This is a genomic window from Pedobacter endophyticus, assembly GCF_015679185.1.
GTDB classification, from domain to species: Bacteria; Bacteroidota; Bacteroidia; order Sphingobacteriales; family Sphingobacteriaceae; genus Pedobacter; species Pedobacter endophyticus.
Genome location: NZ_CP064939.1, coordinates 1,553,376 through 1,570,732, shown reverse-complemented (window position 1 = coordinate 1,570,732; position 17,357 = coordinate 1,553,376). Strand labels below are relative to the sequence as shown.

The window sequence follows — 17,357 nt, the reverse complement described above, 5'->3', positions numbered from 1 at the left end:
AAGATAAGTATTATTCTTCGTGCAAAGCAATTGCGGGATGAATACCCGCGGCTTGTTTGCCGGGGTATAACGAGCAGGCGAAAACCAGGGCGTAGATAAACACAATGGAAATTAGTATGGATATGACATAAACGCTTGCGGGAACATTGTAAATGTTGAGTAATGGAAACTGAATAGCGAAAAAGCAACCCACAATTAACGACATGGTGGCTAAAATTATCGATTCCATCACCAACTGGTACGAAACAGCATTGCCACTGGCCCCAATAGCCCGCCTTAAGCCAATTTCGCCCTTGCGTTTATTAATGTTGTACCACAATACGCCGAAGAGGCCCAGGGCCACATTGATAATTAAAAAGCTAGCAATGATGATAAAAATCGTCATCGGGATAATGGTCTGCTTGTTCCTCGCATCACGCATTTCATCAACATGTTGTATTTCAACCGAACTGTTTGTTGCCGTTGCCATCAATTTGTAAAGCTTGCTTTCGAAGGTGGCATCGGCGGTTTCGCGTACTTTAAGCAAGGCCGTGTTCGTCCACCGCAAATATCCGGTATCTAAGCGGCTAAACATCGCGTTATTACCGGGAACAAAATCGCCATTCATTTTTACGTCTGCTATCACACCCAGCACTTTAAGCTTGTTGGCGCCGTTATAGTCGCTTATAAACTTCCCGGCAGCGTTTTGGGTACCAAACATTTCGGTTTTGAGGGTTTCGTTTATAATCACGCCTCTGTCTTTACTCACGGCATCTTCGGGTGTAAACCACCGGCCCTCTAATAGCGATATATTCCATACTTTTTGGTAATCATCGCTCACCCTAAAATCGCTTACATTATTAAACTTTTTTCCTTTATGAGTTAGGCCCGTGCTCATAAAACTATCTGAATAAGGATAATTGCTGCCCGAGTAGGTTACCTGTTCTATTTGCGGCATGGCTTTTAACGATTTGGTAAGGTTATCGTAAAAAGTGTTCAGTGAATCAAGATCTTTCGGTAGCTGGCGATTTCCATAGGTTATCGACCACACTTTTTCGTATTCGAAACCCAGGGGTTTCCGGTAATTCTGATAATAATAGGTGAGGTACGAGAAAACCGCAAATATAACCAGGAAAGAGATCAGAATCTCGGAAAGGAAAAGGAAATTCTGTTTCCTTTTATTCCATATCAATTTAAATAAGTGTTTAAACATAATTGTATTTATTAGGCTTTAAGGGCTTTAACCACATTTAGTTTCGACATTCTCCAGGCTGGGTAAACACCCGATAGAAGCCCAAAAAATACGCAGGCGAGCAAACTGTAACACAAAACGGTTAAGTTGATTGATAAGCGCATGTTTGAAACAAAATTGGTTTCGTTAATCAGAAAAATGACCAGCAGGGAAAGTACGATTCCTATGAAACCGCCTAAAAAAGTAAGGATCATGTTTTCTACTATAAACTGGTAAACAAGGGTTTTTGATGAGGCGCCGAAGGCTTTGCGAACGCCGATTTCGGATGAACGCTCCATAATTCGGGTAATGTTGATGTTGACGAGGTTGATGGTTGGCAACAGTAAAAACAGCAGTAAAAATCCGGCAGCCATCGAAATTACCTTGCCTACGGCTTCGTTGGTAGCGTCGCCGCCAAGTCTTCGCGTGATGCTGGTAAAAAACGGATCGGCATTGCAATACAGCTTATCAAAATCGGTCGGAATCGGCAAACGCTTTACCATCTGGGCAAACTCATTTCTCAATTTGGGGAGGTCGTCTTCACTTTTAGCTAATAAAACGGCGTTATACCCCCCCATTAAATTCGTACTGTTCCCATCTTCTTTAGCAATACTGTAAGGCAAATACATGTCGCCGCTAAAATTTCGAACGGTTTCCGATACGTTTTCGACCACGCCAATTACCCTGTAGTTGATATTATCTGCAGAAATGTACTTACCCACAACCGACGGGGCATCGCCGAAATACGCTTCCTTGGTTTCTCTGGTAATTACGGCTACCATTTCGGCGTTGTCTATTTGTTTTTGAGCAAATGGTTTCCCCTCTAAAAATTTGTATTCAAGCACATTCCAGTAATCGGCATTGGTGTATTGATAATTGATAACGAGCTTTTTATTGTTTACATACGCATTTGATGCTTTTGAGGTCGATGTAATGGCCACCATTTGAAGGTGGTTGAGTTTGGCTACATAATGTTGTAAAAAGTAGCGAGATACATTACTGGAATTCATCCAACCTTCTTTGGAATTTTTAAACTCCATTCGCTCCACATATAAGGAGCGATCTCTTTTGAAGTCGGGGTAATCGGGGCTGATCATCTTATCAGTAAGCGCTGTAGCCACCATTAAAATAGTTAGCGTAAAGCTGATGCCGAATAAGCTGATGAAAGTGAAAAACTTTCGTCGTTTTAATACGGCTATGGCGATTTTAAAGTAATTCTTTAGCATAAATCGATTTTTATTGAACTTGAGAACCATCAAAAAGACGTACCAAACGGTGTGTTTTATTGGCCATGCTTTCATCGTGGGTTACCATTACAATGGTAGTGCCTTCGTTTTTATTCAGGTTGATGAGGATTTCCATAATCTCGTTCCCCATAGCGCTATCCAAATTTCCGGTGGGTTCATCGGCCAGAATAATCTGCGGCTTGCCAACAATTGCCCTTGCAATGGCAACGCGTTGGCGCTGGCCACCCGAAAGCTGTGTTGGGAAGTGCTTTAACCGATTGCTCAGGCCCACTTTTTCGAGCGCCTCGGTAGCCAGTGCTTTTCTTTCTTTGGCCGATGTATTGCGGTACAACAGCGGAAGCTCTACATTATCGAGCACCTGTAAATCGTTAATCAAGTGGTAACTCTGAAAGATGAAGCCAAGCTTCTGGTTTCTGAAATTGGCCAGTTTTTGATCTGAAAAGCGGCTGATATCCTGGTTGTCGATGCGGATGTGTCCTTTTGAGGGCTCATCCAGCAAGCCCATAATGTTAAGCAAAGTGCTTTTGCCGCAACCCGACGGCCCCATGATAGAAAGAAACTCTCCTTTTGCAATATCGAGGCTTATGCTGTTTATCGCCAGCGTTTCTACGGTATCGGTTCGGTATACCTTTTCAATTTTTTGTAAGCTTATCATAATGTATAATTAGTAATTAAGATTTGTTAATAAATGAGTTCAATTCGTATTTTTTAATCAAGCTGCTTCTATGAAAGGTCGTCATTCCCGCGCAGGCGGGAATCTTAATGCAATTGACCCATTTTCGTGCATTAGGATCCCCAGTCAAGCTACCAATGACAGCATGGGTTTTGTCATGCTGAGGAACGAAGCATCCGCAACCTACATCTCACCGACCTTGCTCACTCGCCATCTTTTGGACAGTGCATTATTGGCGCTTTGCGTTCCATCGCTTGGGGGTTCTTCGCTATGCTCAGAATGACAGCATTGAAACTTGTCAATAAATTATCTTCATATTTTTTTCAAAGTCGTAAAGTGATAAATACCGAAGCTGGTAATAGGCGCCCCAAAAATCGCGAAGCGAAGAAACGTAATCTCTTTTGGCGGCATCGTTCTCCTGAAAGGCGATGCTGAGATCGGTAATACTGAGGTTGCCCAAAACATACCTTTCGCTGGCGATCTTATACTTTTCTGCTGCAATTTTTTCGGCGGCATCGGTTAGTTTAATTTGTTCTTTCATCATATTAAAAAGGGTAACCTGCGTTACAATTTGCTGTTTAAACGTCTGTTTATCTTGCTCAACGGCGTAGGTGACAAATTGCTCGTTGGCCTGGGCGGTTTTCGTTCGCGATTTCGATCGTCCCCAGTCCATCACCGGAATAGACAATTGCAGCTCAATCGACTGCTGGTTTTTCGGGTTGCGGTACACATCAAAAGCAGTTAAGGCCGCATTAGAGAAACCGAGGTTTGCCCTTAAAGTAGCCTTTAAACCATTTTCGCCCTTGGCTTTGGCCACGTCTCTTCGGGCCTCGGCCAACCTGCGGATAAAGCCAATGGCATCAGACCGGTTTTCAAAAGCCTCGGCCAATACTTTTTCGGTGGCCACCGACATTTGCGCCACAACCTCTGGCATTTCGAGCTTAATCCGGTCGTCGCCCTCAATGCCAGTGTAACTGCGCAGGTTGAGCGTGGCAATTTCTACGTCGCGGTTGGCCGTTCCCACTGCCTTTTGCGAGTTGAGCACCTCGAGCTGCAACTGAAGAATTTCATTTTTCGAAATCTTGCCCAAGTCAAATTTTGTATCGGCAATAGATAAAATCCTTTTGGTGTTGGCATAATTCAGTTCGGCAATATCGAGGTTAACCTGTGCCAGCAGCAAATCAAAAAAGTATTCGGTAACGGTAATCGATATTTTTTCCTGCGTTTCAATAAAAGTTTGCTTACTCTCATTGTATTTCAGCGGTTCAATCTTTTTATCCCACTTTAAGCTGTTAAACTGCAAAATGGGTTGCGTGTAACCAATGCCGTAGGGGATGCCGTTGTAGAGCACATTTTTCCTATCGAAATCGGCAAATCGCTGCAACTGCGTGGTGCCGTAAATAGTACCGCCTGTTGCCGCAATGCTTTGGCTAAAATTCAGCGTTAGCGACGAGTTATCGTAATGAACGGGTTGAAAAAGAATAGTTCCGTTGGGCTGTTGCACTTGCGTATAGGTTTTGGTATAACCGGGCAAAACGCCTTCCAGCTCAAGTTGCGGCTGATAATTGGACTTAAAGGTGCGCCATTCCCAATATTTGGTTTCTTTAACTGTTGTGGCCTGTTTAGCAGCAATAGAATTGGCTTTGGCCATTTCTACCACCTGCGGCAAGGTCAGTTTTAAGGTGTCTGTTTTGTCAACGGCAAAGGTTGTTAAGTGGCAACAAATCATAATCGCAATAAATAGCAGTTCCTTCATTATCTTAGTTGCTTATGGTTACCGTTTTTGCATTTTTGTAATCGCCCATGTCCGAAGTAATTACTTCATCGCCAACTTTCAATCCACTCAAAATTTCAATAAAATCGAAGTTGCTTAGGCCCGTTTTCACCGTTCGCCTTTCGGCAACCCCATTTTTTAAAACGAAAATTTCCTGCAGGTTAGCGCCGTTAAATGCTGCACCATTGGCCACCCGCAACACATTGTTTCGCGTGTCGGTTACCAAAAAAACATCAACCTTTTGGTTCGGCCGCAACACTTTACTGTCTTTCTGGTTTAACTGAATATCGAAAGAAACAATTGCATTGCTTATCGCAGGCGAAATGTTTACAATGGAGCCCCGCAGTTGCGTGTCGCCAATGCGGATTATGGCGGTCATGTTTTTGTGAATTTTATCGAGGAGATTGTCAGACATGCTTCCGGCCACCTTAAAGCCGCTTAAATCAGCAATCCGAACCAGCGCATCACCCTCTCGCACGCTCGAGCCAATGTTTTTATTTACCCAGGTAATCACGCCCGGCCTTGTGGCAATTACATCGGCCAGATCGAGCTTCCGTTTCAATGCGTCTAACTCATTTTTTTGAATGGCGAGCGCAATTTCAGCTTCTCTGATCTCGATTTTCATCGTTTGTTGCTTGCTCTTGATTTCGTTTTCGAGTTGTAGTTTCTCCAAATCGGCCACTTTCAAATCGAGTTCGGCACGTTCAACATCTTCTTTAGTTCCGCCGCCAGCCTTAAGCAACCGCTTTGCCGAAGAAACCCCATCTTTTAAGTTGCTGATGCGCAATTGTTTGATGCTGTTGTTCGATTTGATATCAAAAAAGCTCTTTTCCAGATCGAGTTTCAGCTTTCTGATTTCATTCTCTTTGGATTCCATTTGGAACTGCAGTTTCCCAAAATCGGCTTCCGTTACCGATTTATCCAGTTGTAATATCGATTGTCCTTTGTTAACCCGGTTTCCCGCATCCATTAAAACATCTTTTATCGATGCATTGATCGGGCTGGTTAAAACCTCTTCAAACTCAGGCAGCACTTCGCCCGTTGCGTTAATCGTGTTTTCGATTATTCCCGTTTCTACTTTAGCGGTCATAATATCAGCTCGGGTTAACTCAGGCTTAAAATAAAAGCGGATAAACCAAATGCTTGCGGCAATTACCATTACGATTACAAAAACCAGTAAATATGTTTTCTTTTTCTTTTTTGATGAAATTTCTTCTTCAATAGCTCTATCCATTCAACTGTTTGTTTCATTTGGCTTTTGCAAGAGCAGTGCCAATGTTTATCGCTTGATAATCAGCTGTTTATAAAATTTTTGGAATTGAAAAATGCCCGATATCGAACGTTCTGTTTGTTATCGGGCACAAATGCGCATTGAACGCCCCTACGAAGAAAGCATCGTTGTTTTTAAAATCGTTGTTTCAGAGAAAACAGACCGTGCCGAAAACGATGAACAATATTGAGCATTTCGCCGTCAATTGCTTTTGAAAAAATAACATGGCGCCACCCAAGTTGGCGCAAAATCTGATCTTATGCAATCGAATCTAACATCGCACAACGTGTTAAAAAAAATGATTTACATCATTTTTTAAAGTAATTCGCGTCTAACCCCCTTTCGTGGCGGTTCAATAGGTTTGTGGCATCAAAAATCCCTTTATGTTGCATACTTTTCACATCCCGGTTCTAGGCTTGGGCTACTCGATAGATACCCCTTTAAAAGTCGCCCGCTACGGAATTTCATCTGTTGTATCTATTGTCGATGACGAATTAACCGAGCGCATGCGTGCTTACCACACCAAAAAAGCAGGTTTGGAGTTTGTTCCGATACCAAAATCGCAAACAGATTACCGAGCCAGAAGAATTGAAGCCTATCTTAATTTGCTGAACGACCTGGTAGCAGTGCAATTCGGTTTTATAAGACAACAAAAATTTGATTCCGGCAGCGATATCTGTCGCTATTTTGAGCTTTTACCCGATTGTAGTGCTTTAAAACAGGGCTACGATTTAATGCTCGATTACCCGGAGGGAACCAGCAGGCAAGTATTTCAAAATCGGTTGCGCGAAGCGATACGGGCCGGCGCTATCGATGTGAACATTATGGCGAAAGTTGATAAAATGAATTACCTCGACGATGAATTTACTGGCGATGCAAATACCGATGCATTGGCCGCGTTACGCGGTTTCGCCATGAGTAAGCTAAGCTCATCCGTAATTCTTTCGGCAGGGATGAACCCTAAGCTTTATACTTACATTGCCAGCTTCAACGATTTTTTCCCTGATGAAAAGGGCTCGATTAAAAAAAAGATCATTTTAAAAGTGAGCGATTTCCGGTCAGCCTTAATTCAGGCAAAATTTTTGGCCAAAAAAGGTTTGTGGGTTTCCGAGTTTAGGGTAGAGTCTGGTTTAAATTGTGGCGGCCATGCGTTTGCAACAGAAGGTTATTTGTTAGGGCCTATTTTGGAAGAGTTTAAAGCAAAGCGAGTGGCCATGCGGAATGAGCTTTTTGAAATTTGCCAGTCTGCATTGCAACAGAAGAATATTTTTATCAATATCGCTCCCAAACAAACAATAAGCGTGCAGGGTGGAATAGGCACTGCCCACGAGAACGATTTTTTGCTAAAATATTATGGCGTCGATGCAACAGGGTGGGGAAGCCCCTTTCTTTTAGTGCCCGAAGCCACAAATGTTGATGCAACAACGCTGGCGCAACTGGCCAACGCCAAGGATAGTGATTTTTATTTGAGTTCGGCCTCGCCGCTGGGTATTCTGTTTAACAATTTCAGAAACAGCAGTGCCGAAAAACAGCGCCAGTTACGCGTTGAAAAAGGCAGACCCGGAAGCCCCTGCACCAAAAAATACCTCTGCAACAATACCGAGTTTACTGCACAGCCCATTTGCACAGCTTCAAGAGAATATCAACACCTTAAAATTCAAAGCCTGCAATCATCAGCGCTTTCAAACGACGAACTGCGGACTCAGATTGATACAGTTACCGAAAAAATTTGCTTGTGCGAGGGTTTATGTTCATCGGCCTACCTTAAATATAATATGAACAAACCGAAAGAAAATACAGCTGTAGCCATCTGTCCCGGGCCGAATCTCGCTTATTTTTCAGATCTCTATTCATTGGATGAAATGGTTGGCCACATTTATGGCAAGCTCGATCTCCTTTCGGAAGTTGAACGGCCACATATCTTCATCAAAGAACTAAACCTGTATATCGACTACCTGCAAAAAGAACTTCAACAACATTTACAGCACTTTAGCGATAAAAAAAGAAAACAACTGGGGCAATTTAAGCAGCAATTACTGGAGGGCGCAAACTATTATAGAACGTTGTTTACAGATTTAACAGAACAGGCCACCGAGCAGCTAAAGGAACTTGGAATATCGAAAAGCAAACTCGACGCAATAATTGTTGATTAACGAATGAGCGGCTTAAATTTCTATATTTACAGCGTTACAAATCATAACTAATGGACAGGTCGAAATTTTTAGATGCAATTATAGAAAATGCTATCGATGGCATTATTACTATTGATGACAGCGGAATTATAGAGCACCTGAATCCGGCCGCATTGGCGCTTTTCGGTTATTCGAGATCGGAACTTGTTGGCAAAAATGTTTCGACCTTAATGCCACAGCCCGATAAGGCCCGGCACGATAGCTACATCCAAAATTACCATAACACTGGACAAAAACATATTATTGGCATTGGCAGAGAGGTGCAGGGGCAACGTAAAGATGGTTCGGTTTTTCCTTTCAGGCTGGGGGTAAGCGAGGTTAAATTTAGCGACAGGCGAATTTACACAGGTTTTATTCACGATTTGAGTAAAGAAAAGGCCAGCGAGGAACAGATTAAAAGCTATACCGAAAAACTCGAAGTGAAGATTAAAGAGCGCACCCGCGATTTGGTGAAACTTGTTTCGGAACTTGAGATGGCTAAAGAAAATATGCGTGCGTTGTTTCAAAAAGAAAAGGAACTGAACCAGCTAAAAACCCGCTTTGTATCAATGGCTTCGCACGAATTTAGAACGCCATTAAGTTCCATCCAGTTGTCAGCGTCGCTAATTGATAAATACACTTCCAAAAACGACGTGTCGAACGTGGAAAAGCACACTTCGAAAATCAAGAACTCTATTAATAACCTGACCACTATTTTAAACGATTTCTTATCGCTGGAGAAACTCGAGGCCGGTAAAGTAGAAGCATCGGCCCAGCGATTCAACATCGTTAGTTTCGCCGAAGAAATTGCCGAGGAAATGCAATTAATGACCAAGCAGAATCAACATATTATTTATGAGCATACGGGGGTTACGGCCGAGGTAAGTATCGATCCAAATTTGTTGAGAAACTGCATTATCAATCTCATTTCCAACGCAGTTAAATACTCGGGCGAAGATACGCTGATTCAGTTTAACACCTTTTTAACCAACGATAAGCTGGAGTTGGAAGTAAAAGACAATGGCATCGGCATTCCAGACAGCGATCAGAACAACTTGTTCGAACCGTTTTTTAGGGCGCACAATACTGGCGATATTCCCGGAACGGGCCTTGGCCTAAACATTGTGAAGCGATATGTCGGTTTAATGGGGGGCACCGTTTATTGTAAAAGCAGACTCAACAGCGGCACCGTTTTTACATTGAGTTTCGATTTAATGGCCGATAACAACTGATTTTAATGAACAGAAAAGTTTTAATTATAGAAGATAACGACGACATCCGCGAAGGTACCGCGGAGGTTTTAACACTTGCAGGCTATGAGGCCATTGCGGCTAAAAACGGGAAAGCCGGCGTAGAAATGGCCTTACAGCATGGGCCGGATATTATTCTCTGCGATATTATGATGCCCGAACTTGATGGCTATGGCGTACTTTATTTATTGAATAAAAACCCAAAAACCGCTTCCATTCCTTTCATATTTATTACGGCCAAAACCGAACGGGCCGATATGCGCAAAGGCATGGAAATGGGTGCCGACGACTATCTGACGAAACCTTTCGACGATATTGAGCTTTTTAAGGCCATTGAAAGCCGCTTTAAAAAGAAAACCGCTGCGGCTGGGTTTGGCGCTTCGGCCAATAATCTCGACGAAGTTTTAAGTGAGCTTCGCCAAAAAGGAAAAAACAAACAGATAGCGCGTAAGCAGATTATTTATGTAGAAGGTGATGAACCGGGTTACCTGTATTATGTTGTTAAAGGACAGGTGAAGACTTATAAGCGATTTAAGGATGGGCGTGAACTTTCTTCATCGTTGTACAACGACGGCGAGTTTTTTGGGTACGAGAGCTTGTTTACTGCAGAAACTTACGCAGATAACGCCGCCACTTTAATTGATAGCGAAATTATCCAGATCCCTAAAGGCGATTTTATGCAATACCTGTTATCCCATCAGGCCATTTCGAAAAAGTTTATCGATTTGTTATCGGGCAATGTTCGCGATAAGGGATGGCAAATGTTGCAGCTGGCCTACTCTTCGGTGCGTAAACGCGTTGCAGAAGCTTTATTGCAGGTGGCCGTAAAGTTTGGCGCTGGCGAAAGCGATAGCTGCACCATTAAAATATCGAGAGATGACCTTGCCGCACTGGTTGGAACCGCCAGCGAAACCGTAAGCAGAATGCTCGCCGACTTTAAAGAGGAAAAACTGATTGATAAAAGCGGCAACGCCATCAATATTCTCTCCATCGAAAAACTCAGAAACGTAAAGCAGTAAACAGGCTTTTTGTGATGAAGATCATTTTTTAGTCTAAGTAACCTCATCATTGCTGCATTTTTAAGGCTTTAGCTTTGTAATACATAAAACAAGGTGATGAAACCATCGTAATTTTCAGGATCAGCAACGATACTGCAAGTTGTGAAAGCTTCACCACCTTGAAAACAAAGTTAAGCCAATGAAAGTTATAGCCTACAATATTAAGCGTGATGAAAAGGAATGGTTGGCGCTCGCCAATTACAAAAAACACGATATTACCGTAATTGCCAATAGTTTAACTGCCGACACGCTATCGTTTGCAGCCGGCAAAGAAGCGCTATTGGTTTTTAACAACGACGTGCTAACGGCAGAGATTATTGCCGGCCTCAAGGCCCTCGGTATAAAATACATTGCTACTTCATCGTTTGAAACCGATCACCTCGATTTAAGGGCTGCCGGGGCAGCGGGAATGAAAATTGCCAACGTGCCACTTTCCGGAACCGACAATAAACCCGAACTGCGCATGCAACAGGTAATTAAAAACCTCGATTTGTGGGCGGCCGGCAAATGTGTGGGTAAGGCGTGTTGTTGCCAAAATAATTGTGGTGTTGTTAAAGCCTTTAAGTAATGGAAACGCCGGCACTACTTAAGAAATACAATGTAGCTGCACCCCGCTACACCAGCTATCCAACCGTTCCGTACTGGGAAACCGAGCATTTTAGCGCCGAAAAATGGATTAATGCTGTTCAGCATACCTATACCCGCCATGCCACCGAAGGCGTGAGTTTGTATATCCATTTGCCTTTTTGCCAAAGCTTATGTACCTACTGCGGGTGCAATACGCGTATTACCAGGAACCACGCTGTAGAAATGCCCTATATAAATGCGGTTTTAAAAGAATGGAGCATGTATGTATCTATTTTGGGCGAGAAGCCAAAAGTTAAAGAAATACATTTAGGTGGCGGAACACCAACTTTTTTTAGCGCCGAGAATTTAAGTGTGCTCATTAGGGGCATACTGCATAAAGCAGAATTAGCTGCCGACGCTGAACTATCTTTTGAGGCGCACCCTGCAAATACAACAACCCAGCACCTTAAAACGCTTTATAATTTGGGTTTCCGGAGGCTAAGTTTGGGCGTTCAGGATTTCGATCCTGTGGTACAACTGATGATCAACCGCATTCAAACTCCTCAAGATGTTCTTCGTGTAACCAATGAAGCCAGGGCCATCGGGTACCAGTCTGTTAATTTCGATCTGATTTATGGCTTACCGGCACAAACCATGCAGGGCCTGCAAGAAACCGTGAATGAAGTTATCGCCATGAAACCCGATCGAATTGCCTTTTACAGCTATGCGCATGTGCCGTGGCTCAAACCCGGTCAACGCCATTATACCGAAAAGGACCTGCCCGTTGGCGATGCCAAGTTTGCACTGTACCAAACCGGAAAAGACAAATTAACAAGTGCCGGTTACGAAGATGTGGGCATGGATCACTTTTCGCTTACAACCGATAGCCTCTATGCCGCAAGTCGCGCTAAAAAGCTTCACCGAAATTTTATGGGCTATACGCATCAGCATACCCATTTACTTATTGGCCTGGGGGTTTCGTCAATTAGCGACAGTTGGGGCGCCTTCGCTCAAAATCCAAAAACCGTTGAGGCTTATCTAACGAAGATGGAAGAAAATGTGCTGGCGGTAGAAAAAGGCCACATCCTATCCACCGATGATTTAACTACGCGGGCGCACATCCTGAATTTGATGTGCCGCGGCGAAACCACATTCGATGGCCAAATTCCCGATAGGGTAAAACAAAGACTATTGCCCTTGCTTGATGATGAACTTATATTACTGAGCGAAGATGCTGTTCGGGCAACGACAAATGGTAAATCGTTTATTAGAAACGTGTGCATGGCTTTCGATGAAAAATTATGGCTTAAGAAGCCCGAAACACAGGTATTTAGTTCAGCAGTTTAAGCACAGCAATATGGGAAATAAGGAGCATACCATTTTAAGGACAGTTTGCTTTCATTGCGGAGAAGATTTGCCTGCACTAAGATACCAGCTCGATGATAAGGAATTCTGTTGTGCCGGCTGCAAGGGAGTTTACAAAATCCTGTCTGAAAATAACCTTTGTAACTACTACGCCTATAACGACAACCCCGGGCAGCGTTTCAATAGTGATAGTCGTTTAGAATACCTCGATGAAGAATCCATAATCAACCAGCTTATTGATTACAGGCAAGGTTCATCAAGTATCATTACCTTTTACGTGCCGGCAATTCATTGCAGTTCGTGCATTTGGTTGCTCGAACACCTGTACAAAATAAATCCGGCAATTTTCAGCTCAAGAATCGACTTTTTAAAAAGGCAGGTTACGATAAACTTTAACCATGATGAGATCTCATTAAGGCAGCTGGTGCAAATCCTTATTCAAATCGGTTACGAGCCACTCATCAGCCTCCAGGATGTAGTAAAAGAAAACAAAAATGCCGATAGCAAAGCGCTGATCATCAAAATTGCCGTTGCAGGCTTTTTAATGGGAAACGTAATGCTATTCAGTTTTCCAGAGTATTTTGGGCTGTCGGGCTTAGAGCAACAGTTTCAAGAGCTGTTTGGCTGGCTCAACCTTGCCTTTGCAATTCCTGCAACCTTTTATTGCGGCCGCGATTACTTTTTATCGGCAATAACCAGTTTAAAACACAAACACATTAACCTCGATACACCTTTGGCGTTAATTATTGCCGTACTATTTTTTAGAACCGCGTTCGAGGTTATTTTTAAGGCCGGACCGGGCTTTGCAGATACCCTAACGGGCCTGGTGTTTCTACTGCTGATGGGCAAGTGGCTAAGGCAACGCACTTATCATCATATATCTTTCGATAGGGATTACCGCTCATATTTCCCAATAGCAGTTACCACGCTTGCTAACGGAAAGGAAAAGCCTGTAGCCATTAACGATGTTAAAATTGGCGACCGTTTATGGATCCGCAACGGCGAGCTCGTTCCGGCCGATGCCATTTTGATGAAGGGAAACGCCTGCATGGATATGAGTTTTGTTACGGGCGAATCGGAACCTGTACATAAAGTACTCGGCGAAATTATTTACGCCGGGGGCAGGCAGACAGGCGAGGCAATTGAGCTCGAAGTGATTAAACCAGTTTCGCAAAGCTACCTGACCGGCCTCTGGAATAACGAAAATTACCATGCCGATCGGTCGAAACAGAACTTTAACGATAGTGTAGCAAAATATTTTAGTCTGGCTGTGTTTATTATCGCCTTTGCTTCGGCAGGCTATTGGGGCTTTGCGGGCAACACACACAAAGCATGGTCGGCATTTACCGCGGTAATTATTGTAGCCTGTCCCTGCGTTTTGGCACTAAGCACTCCCTTTACCTTATCGGCCATTTTATCGGTGTTTGATAAGAAGGGGTTTTATATCAAGAACACCGATGCCGTTGAAGAACTTGCTAAATGCGATACCCTTATTTTTGATAAAACAGGAACCCTAACCAGCAGCGACAGCGCCAAAACAACGTTTAAGGGCTCGTTATCTTCAGCAGAAAAAGTATTGGTAAGTTCACTTATGCGGAATTCTACCCATCCAATGAGCCGGCATATACTGAGCGAACTGAATGCTGACCGATTTTATACTGTAGCCGACTTTGTGGAGATACCCGGTAAGGGGTTGCACGGAACTGTAAATGGTTTAAGCATTTATGCCGGAAACCTTTCTTTACTTCCCTCGCATTTACGTAGGGTAGAGGGCAACGGCGTTCACATTGTAATCGATAATAAGTATCTTGGTTCTTTTTCCGTCGAGCAGCAATGGCGCCCGGGCTTAAAAGAGCTGATTAGCACATTTGACAATAAATTCAAATTGCAGGTATTGTCCGGCGATACAGATAAAGACGAGAAAACTTTAAGAGCTATTTTCCCTGCAGCCGCAACTATTGCCTTCAAGCAAAGCCCTCACCAAAAACTAAGTGTAGTTTTGGCGCATCAGCAGCAAAAATTGCACGTAATGATGCTTGGCGATGGCTTAAATGACGCCGGTGCTTTAAAGCAAAGTAATTTCGGCGTGGCCATAACCGATAACATCAACAACTTTACACCGGGTTGCGATGCAATTATGAAGGGAAGCGCACTGAACCTCCTGCCAGCATTTATCCAATTGAGCAGAGATGGTTTAACAATTATCAAGATAAGTTTTGCCATTGCAATAGCCTATAACCTCATCGGTATTTATTTTGCCGTTCAGGGAACTTTATACCCGCTTGTTGCCGCAGTTTTAATGCCGTTGAGCACCATTACCATTATTTGTTTCACCACCCTTGCCACAGGCTTTTTTGCCCACAAACGCAAATTAAAATGAACATCCTTTACTTTTTGATCTGCTGCAGCATGCTTGTGGCACTGATATTTCTTGCCGCATTTTTTTGGGCATCAAAAACCGGACAACATGATGATGTTTACACACCGGGCGTCAGAATTCTTTTTGATGACGACCCGCAAAGTGAAAAAAGTGAAGAAGATCATTTTTCTAGTTAAGCAGCATCATCATTTAAAAAGGCATCCCGCAATACCTTTGATCCATCAAACGAACAAACCTCCCTATTTACATTATGCAGTTAGAAAAATTTACCTACGACAACAAAATTGTTCGAAATTTTGGAATCGCTACGCTCGTATGGGGCATCATCGGTATGACCGTTGGCTTGCTTGCCGCGATGCAACTCTTTAAGCCCGCCATGAACTTGGGCAACCAATACACCACTTTTGGCAGAATCAGACCATTGCATACCAATGCAGTGATATTTGCCTTTGTAGGAAATGCCATTTTTATGGGCGTTTACTATTCGCTACAGCGCTTGTTAAAGGCACGTATGTTTAGCGACGTACTCAGCAAGATCCATTTCTGGGGCTGGCAACTTATTATTGTATCGGCCGTAATTACACTCCCATTAGGTTTTACCACCTCGCATGAGTATGCCGAACTGGAATGGCCTATAGATATTGCCATAACGGTAATATGGGTGGTTTTTGGAATAAATATGTTTGGCACCATATTTAAGAGACGCGAGCGCCACTTGTATGTGGCCATATGGTTTTACATTGCAACATTTGTAACCATTGCGGTTTTGCATATTGTAAACTCGTTTGAGCTGCCAATTTCATTTATGAAAAGTTACTACCTGTATGCGGGCGTTCAGGATGCGCTGGTACAATGGTGGTATGGGCACAATGCGGTTGCTTTTTTCTTAACTACACCCTATTTGGGCATGATGTATTATTTTCTGCCCAAAATGGCCAATAGGCCGGTATACTCTTATAAACTGAGTATCCTTCACTTTTGGTCGCTTATATTTATTTACATCTGGGCAGGGCCGCACCATCTGCTTTACACCTCGTTGCCTGGCTGGGCACAATCGTTGGGTGTAGCTTTCTCCATTATGCTTATTGCACCGAGCTGGGGCGGTATGATAAATGGTTTGTTAACCTTACGTGGCGCTTGGGATAAGGTTAGAGATGATGTAACCCTTAAGTTTATGGTAGTTGCCTTAACAGCCTACGGTATGGCCACTTTTGAGGGGCCGATGTTATCCCTTAAGCAGATTAATGGCGTAGCCCATTTTACCGATTGGATAGTTGCACACGTACACGTAGGCGCCCTGGGGTGGAACGGATTTTTGACGTTTGGCGTGATGTATTGGTTAATTCCAAGGATTTACAAAACCCAGCTTTACTCAAAAAAACTTGCCGGCTTTCATTTTTGGATAGGCACACTGGGTATCTTATTTTACGCCGTACCCATGTATTGGGCCGGGTTTACCCAGGGCTTAATGTGGAAAGAGTTTACCCCCGAAGGTTTATTAAAATACCCGAATTTTCTGGCTACCACCTTACAGATTATTCCAATGCATGTTTTGCGCTCGATAGGTGGGGCCTTCTATTTGATAGGAGTTATTGCCATGACTTATAACCTGGCGAAAACAATGCTCGGTTCCAAATTGGTTGCCAACGAGCCCGCGGAGGCCATGGCCCTCGAAGGTGTTGTTGTAGATAGTTCGCCTGCAGACAAGGCCTGGCACCGGGTTTTAGAGCGCAAACCCATGAAATTTATGGTGCTCTCGCTCATCATCATTTTAATTGGTGGCATGGTAGAGATGATGCCAACGTTCACCATTCAATCTAATGTGCCCACCATTGCCAGTGTAAAGCCCTATTCGGCATTAGAGCTTCAGGGCCGCGATTTGTACATTAGAGAAGGCTGTGTAAACTGCCACTCCCAAACTGTGCGTCCGTTTCGATCAGAAACCGAGCGTTACGGCGAGTACAGCAAGGCCGGAGAGTTTGTGTACGATCACCCGTTTTTATGGGGAAGTAAAAGAACAGGTCCGGATTTGCATCGCATAGGCGGTAAATACGCTGATGCCTGGCACTTTAACCACCTGCTCGATCCCACTTCAATGTCGCCCGGAAGCATTATGCCGCCATATCCCTGGTTAGTTGAGCAAAAGCTCGATGTGGCTACCACGCCTGGTAAAATCAGGGCCATGCAATCATTAGGCGTTCCATACCCTCAGGATTACGATAAAAAGGCAAACGACGACCTAAAAATTCAGGCAGAAAAAATTGCGCTGGAGTTGAGCCAAAATAACATCAAGGTGAAAAGCGACAGGGAAATTGTTGCCATTATTGCTTACCTGCAACGTTTAGGAACCGATATTAAAACCAATAAAGAAATTATTCCTTCAAATCAATAA

At 43.5% G+C, this 17,357-nt stretch carries 14 protein-coding genes; 9 read left to right on the top strand and 5 right to left on the bottom strand.

All coding sequences use genetic code 11. From position 1 onward, the window contains the following. Positions 1 to 10 precede the first annotated feature (10 nt). The 5 genes from IZT61_RS06330 to IZT61_RS06310 form a co-directional block, all read right to left on the bottom strand. Positions 11 to 1,192, bottom strand: coding sequence for an ABC transporter permease (locus IZT61_RS06330; RefSeq protein WP_196100333.1), 1,182 nt, complete (start codon positions 1,190 to 1,192; stop codon positions 11 to 13). A gap of 11 nt (positions 1,193 to 1,203) precedes the next feature. Further along, complete coding sequence (locus IZT61_RS06325) at positions 1,204 to 2,436, bottom strand: ABC transporter permease (protein ID WP_196100332.1); 1,233 nt, start codon at positions 2,434 to 2,436, stop codon at positions 1,204 to 1,206. 10 nt (positions 2,437 to 2,446) lie between these two features. After that, on the bottom strand, positions 2,447 to 3,112 hold the full coding sequence (locus IZT61_RS06320) for an ABC transporter ATP-binding protein (RefSeq protein ID WP_196100331.1): 666 nt from the start codon (positions 3,110 to 3,112) through the stop codon (positions 2,447 to 2,449). Between the two features lie 316 nt (positions 3,113 to 3,428). Beyond that, a complete protein-coding gene (locus IZT61_RS06315; protein WP_196100330.1) occupies positions 3,429 to 4,886 on the bottom strand; it encodes a TolC family protein in 1,458 nt (485 codons plus the stop codon). Positions 4,887 to 4,890: 4 nt separating this feature from the next. Beyond that, the gene (locus tag IZT61_RS06310) at positions 4,891 to 6,138 is read right to left on the bottom strand and encodes an efflux RND transporter periplasmic adaptor subunit (RefSeq protein ID WP_196100329.1); all 1,248 of its coding nucleotides are present in this window, start codon (positions 6,136 to 6,138) and stop codon (positions 4,891 to 4,893) included. A gap of 91 nt (positions 6,139 to 6,229) precedes the next feature. Here IZT61_RS06310 and IZT61_RS22415 point away from each other — a divergent pair, with 91 nt between their 5' ends. From IZT61_RS22415 to ccoN, 9 genes are all read left to right on the top strand, one after another. After that, positions 6,230 to 6,364 carry a hypothetical protein gene (locus IZT61_RS22415; protein ID WP_262895713.1) on the top strand — a complete coding sequence of 45 codons (135 nt, stop codon included), beginning with the start codon at positions 6,230 to 6,232 and terminating at the stop codon, positions 6,362 to 6,364. Between the two features lie 193 nt (positions 6,365 to 6,557). Next, on the top strand, positions 6,558 to 8,327 hold the full coding sequence (locus IZT61_RS06305) for a hypothetical protein (RefSeq protein WP_196100328.1): 1,770 nt from the start codon (positions 6,558 to 6,560) through the stop codon (positions 8,325 to 8,327). Positions 8,328 to 8,377: 50 nt separating this feature from the next. After that, positions 8,378 to 9,577 (top strand): PAS domain-containing sensor histidine kinase, encoded by a 1,200-nt coding sequence (locus IZT61_RS06300; protein ID WP_196100327.1) that lies wholly within the window; start codon positions 8,378 to 8,380, stop codon positions 9,575 to 9,577. 5 nt (positions 9,578 to 9,582) lie between these two features. Further along, positions 9,583 to 10,614, top strand: a complete 1,032-nt coding sequence (locus IZT61_RS06295; RefSeq protein ID WP_196100326.1) for a response regulator — start codon at positions 9,583 to 9,585, stop codon at positions 10,612 to 10,614. Positions 10,615 to 10,792: 178 nt separating this feature from the next. Then, positions 10,793 to 11,221 carry a Rossmann-fold NAD(P)-binding domain-containing protein gene (locus tag IZT61_RS06290; protein ID WP_196100325.1) on the top strand — a complete coding sequence of 143 codons (429 nt, stop codon included), beginning with the start codon at positions 10,793 to 10,795 and terminating at the stop codon, positions 11,219 to 11,221. Continuing rightward, complete coding sequence (hemN, locus tag IZT61_RS06285; protein WP_196100324.1) at positions 11,221 to 12,567, top strand: oxygen-independent coproporphyrinogen III oxidase; 1,347 nt, start codon at positions 11,221 to 11,223, stop codon at positions 12,565 to 12,567. The genes IZT61_RS06290 and hemN overlap by 1 nt, the downstream gene beginning before the upstream one ends. Positions 12,568 to 12,577: 10 nt before the next feature. Then, positions 12,578 to 14,965, top strand: a complete 2,388-nt coding sequence (locus IZT61_RS06280) for a heavy metal translocating P-type ATPase (protein ID WP_196100323.1) — start codon at positions 12,578 to 12,580, stop codon at positions 14,963 to 14,965. Then, positions 14,962 to 15,141 carry a cbb3-type cytochrome oxidase assembly protein CcoS gene (ccoS, locus tag IZT61_RS06275; RefSeq protein WP_196100322.1) on the top strand — a complete coding sequence of 60 codons (180 nt, stop codon included), beginning with the start codon at positions 14,962 to 14,964 and terminating at the stop codon, positions 15,139 to 15,141. The genes IZT61_RS06280 and ccoS overlap by 4 nt, the downstream gene beginning before the upstream one ends. A gap of 74 nt (positions 15,142 to 15,215) precedes the next feature. After that, entirely contained in the window at positions 15,216 to 17,357 is a 2,142-nt protein-coding gene (gene ccoN / locus IZT61_RS06270) for a cytochrome-c oxidase, cbb3-type subunit I (protein WP_196100321.1), read from the top strand.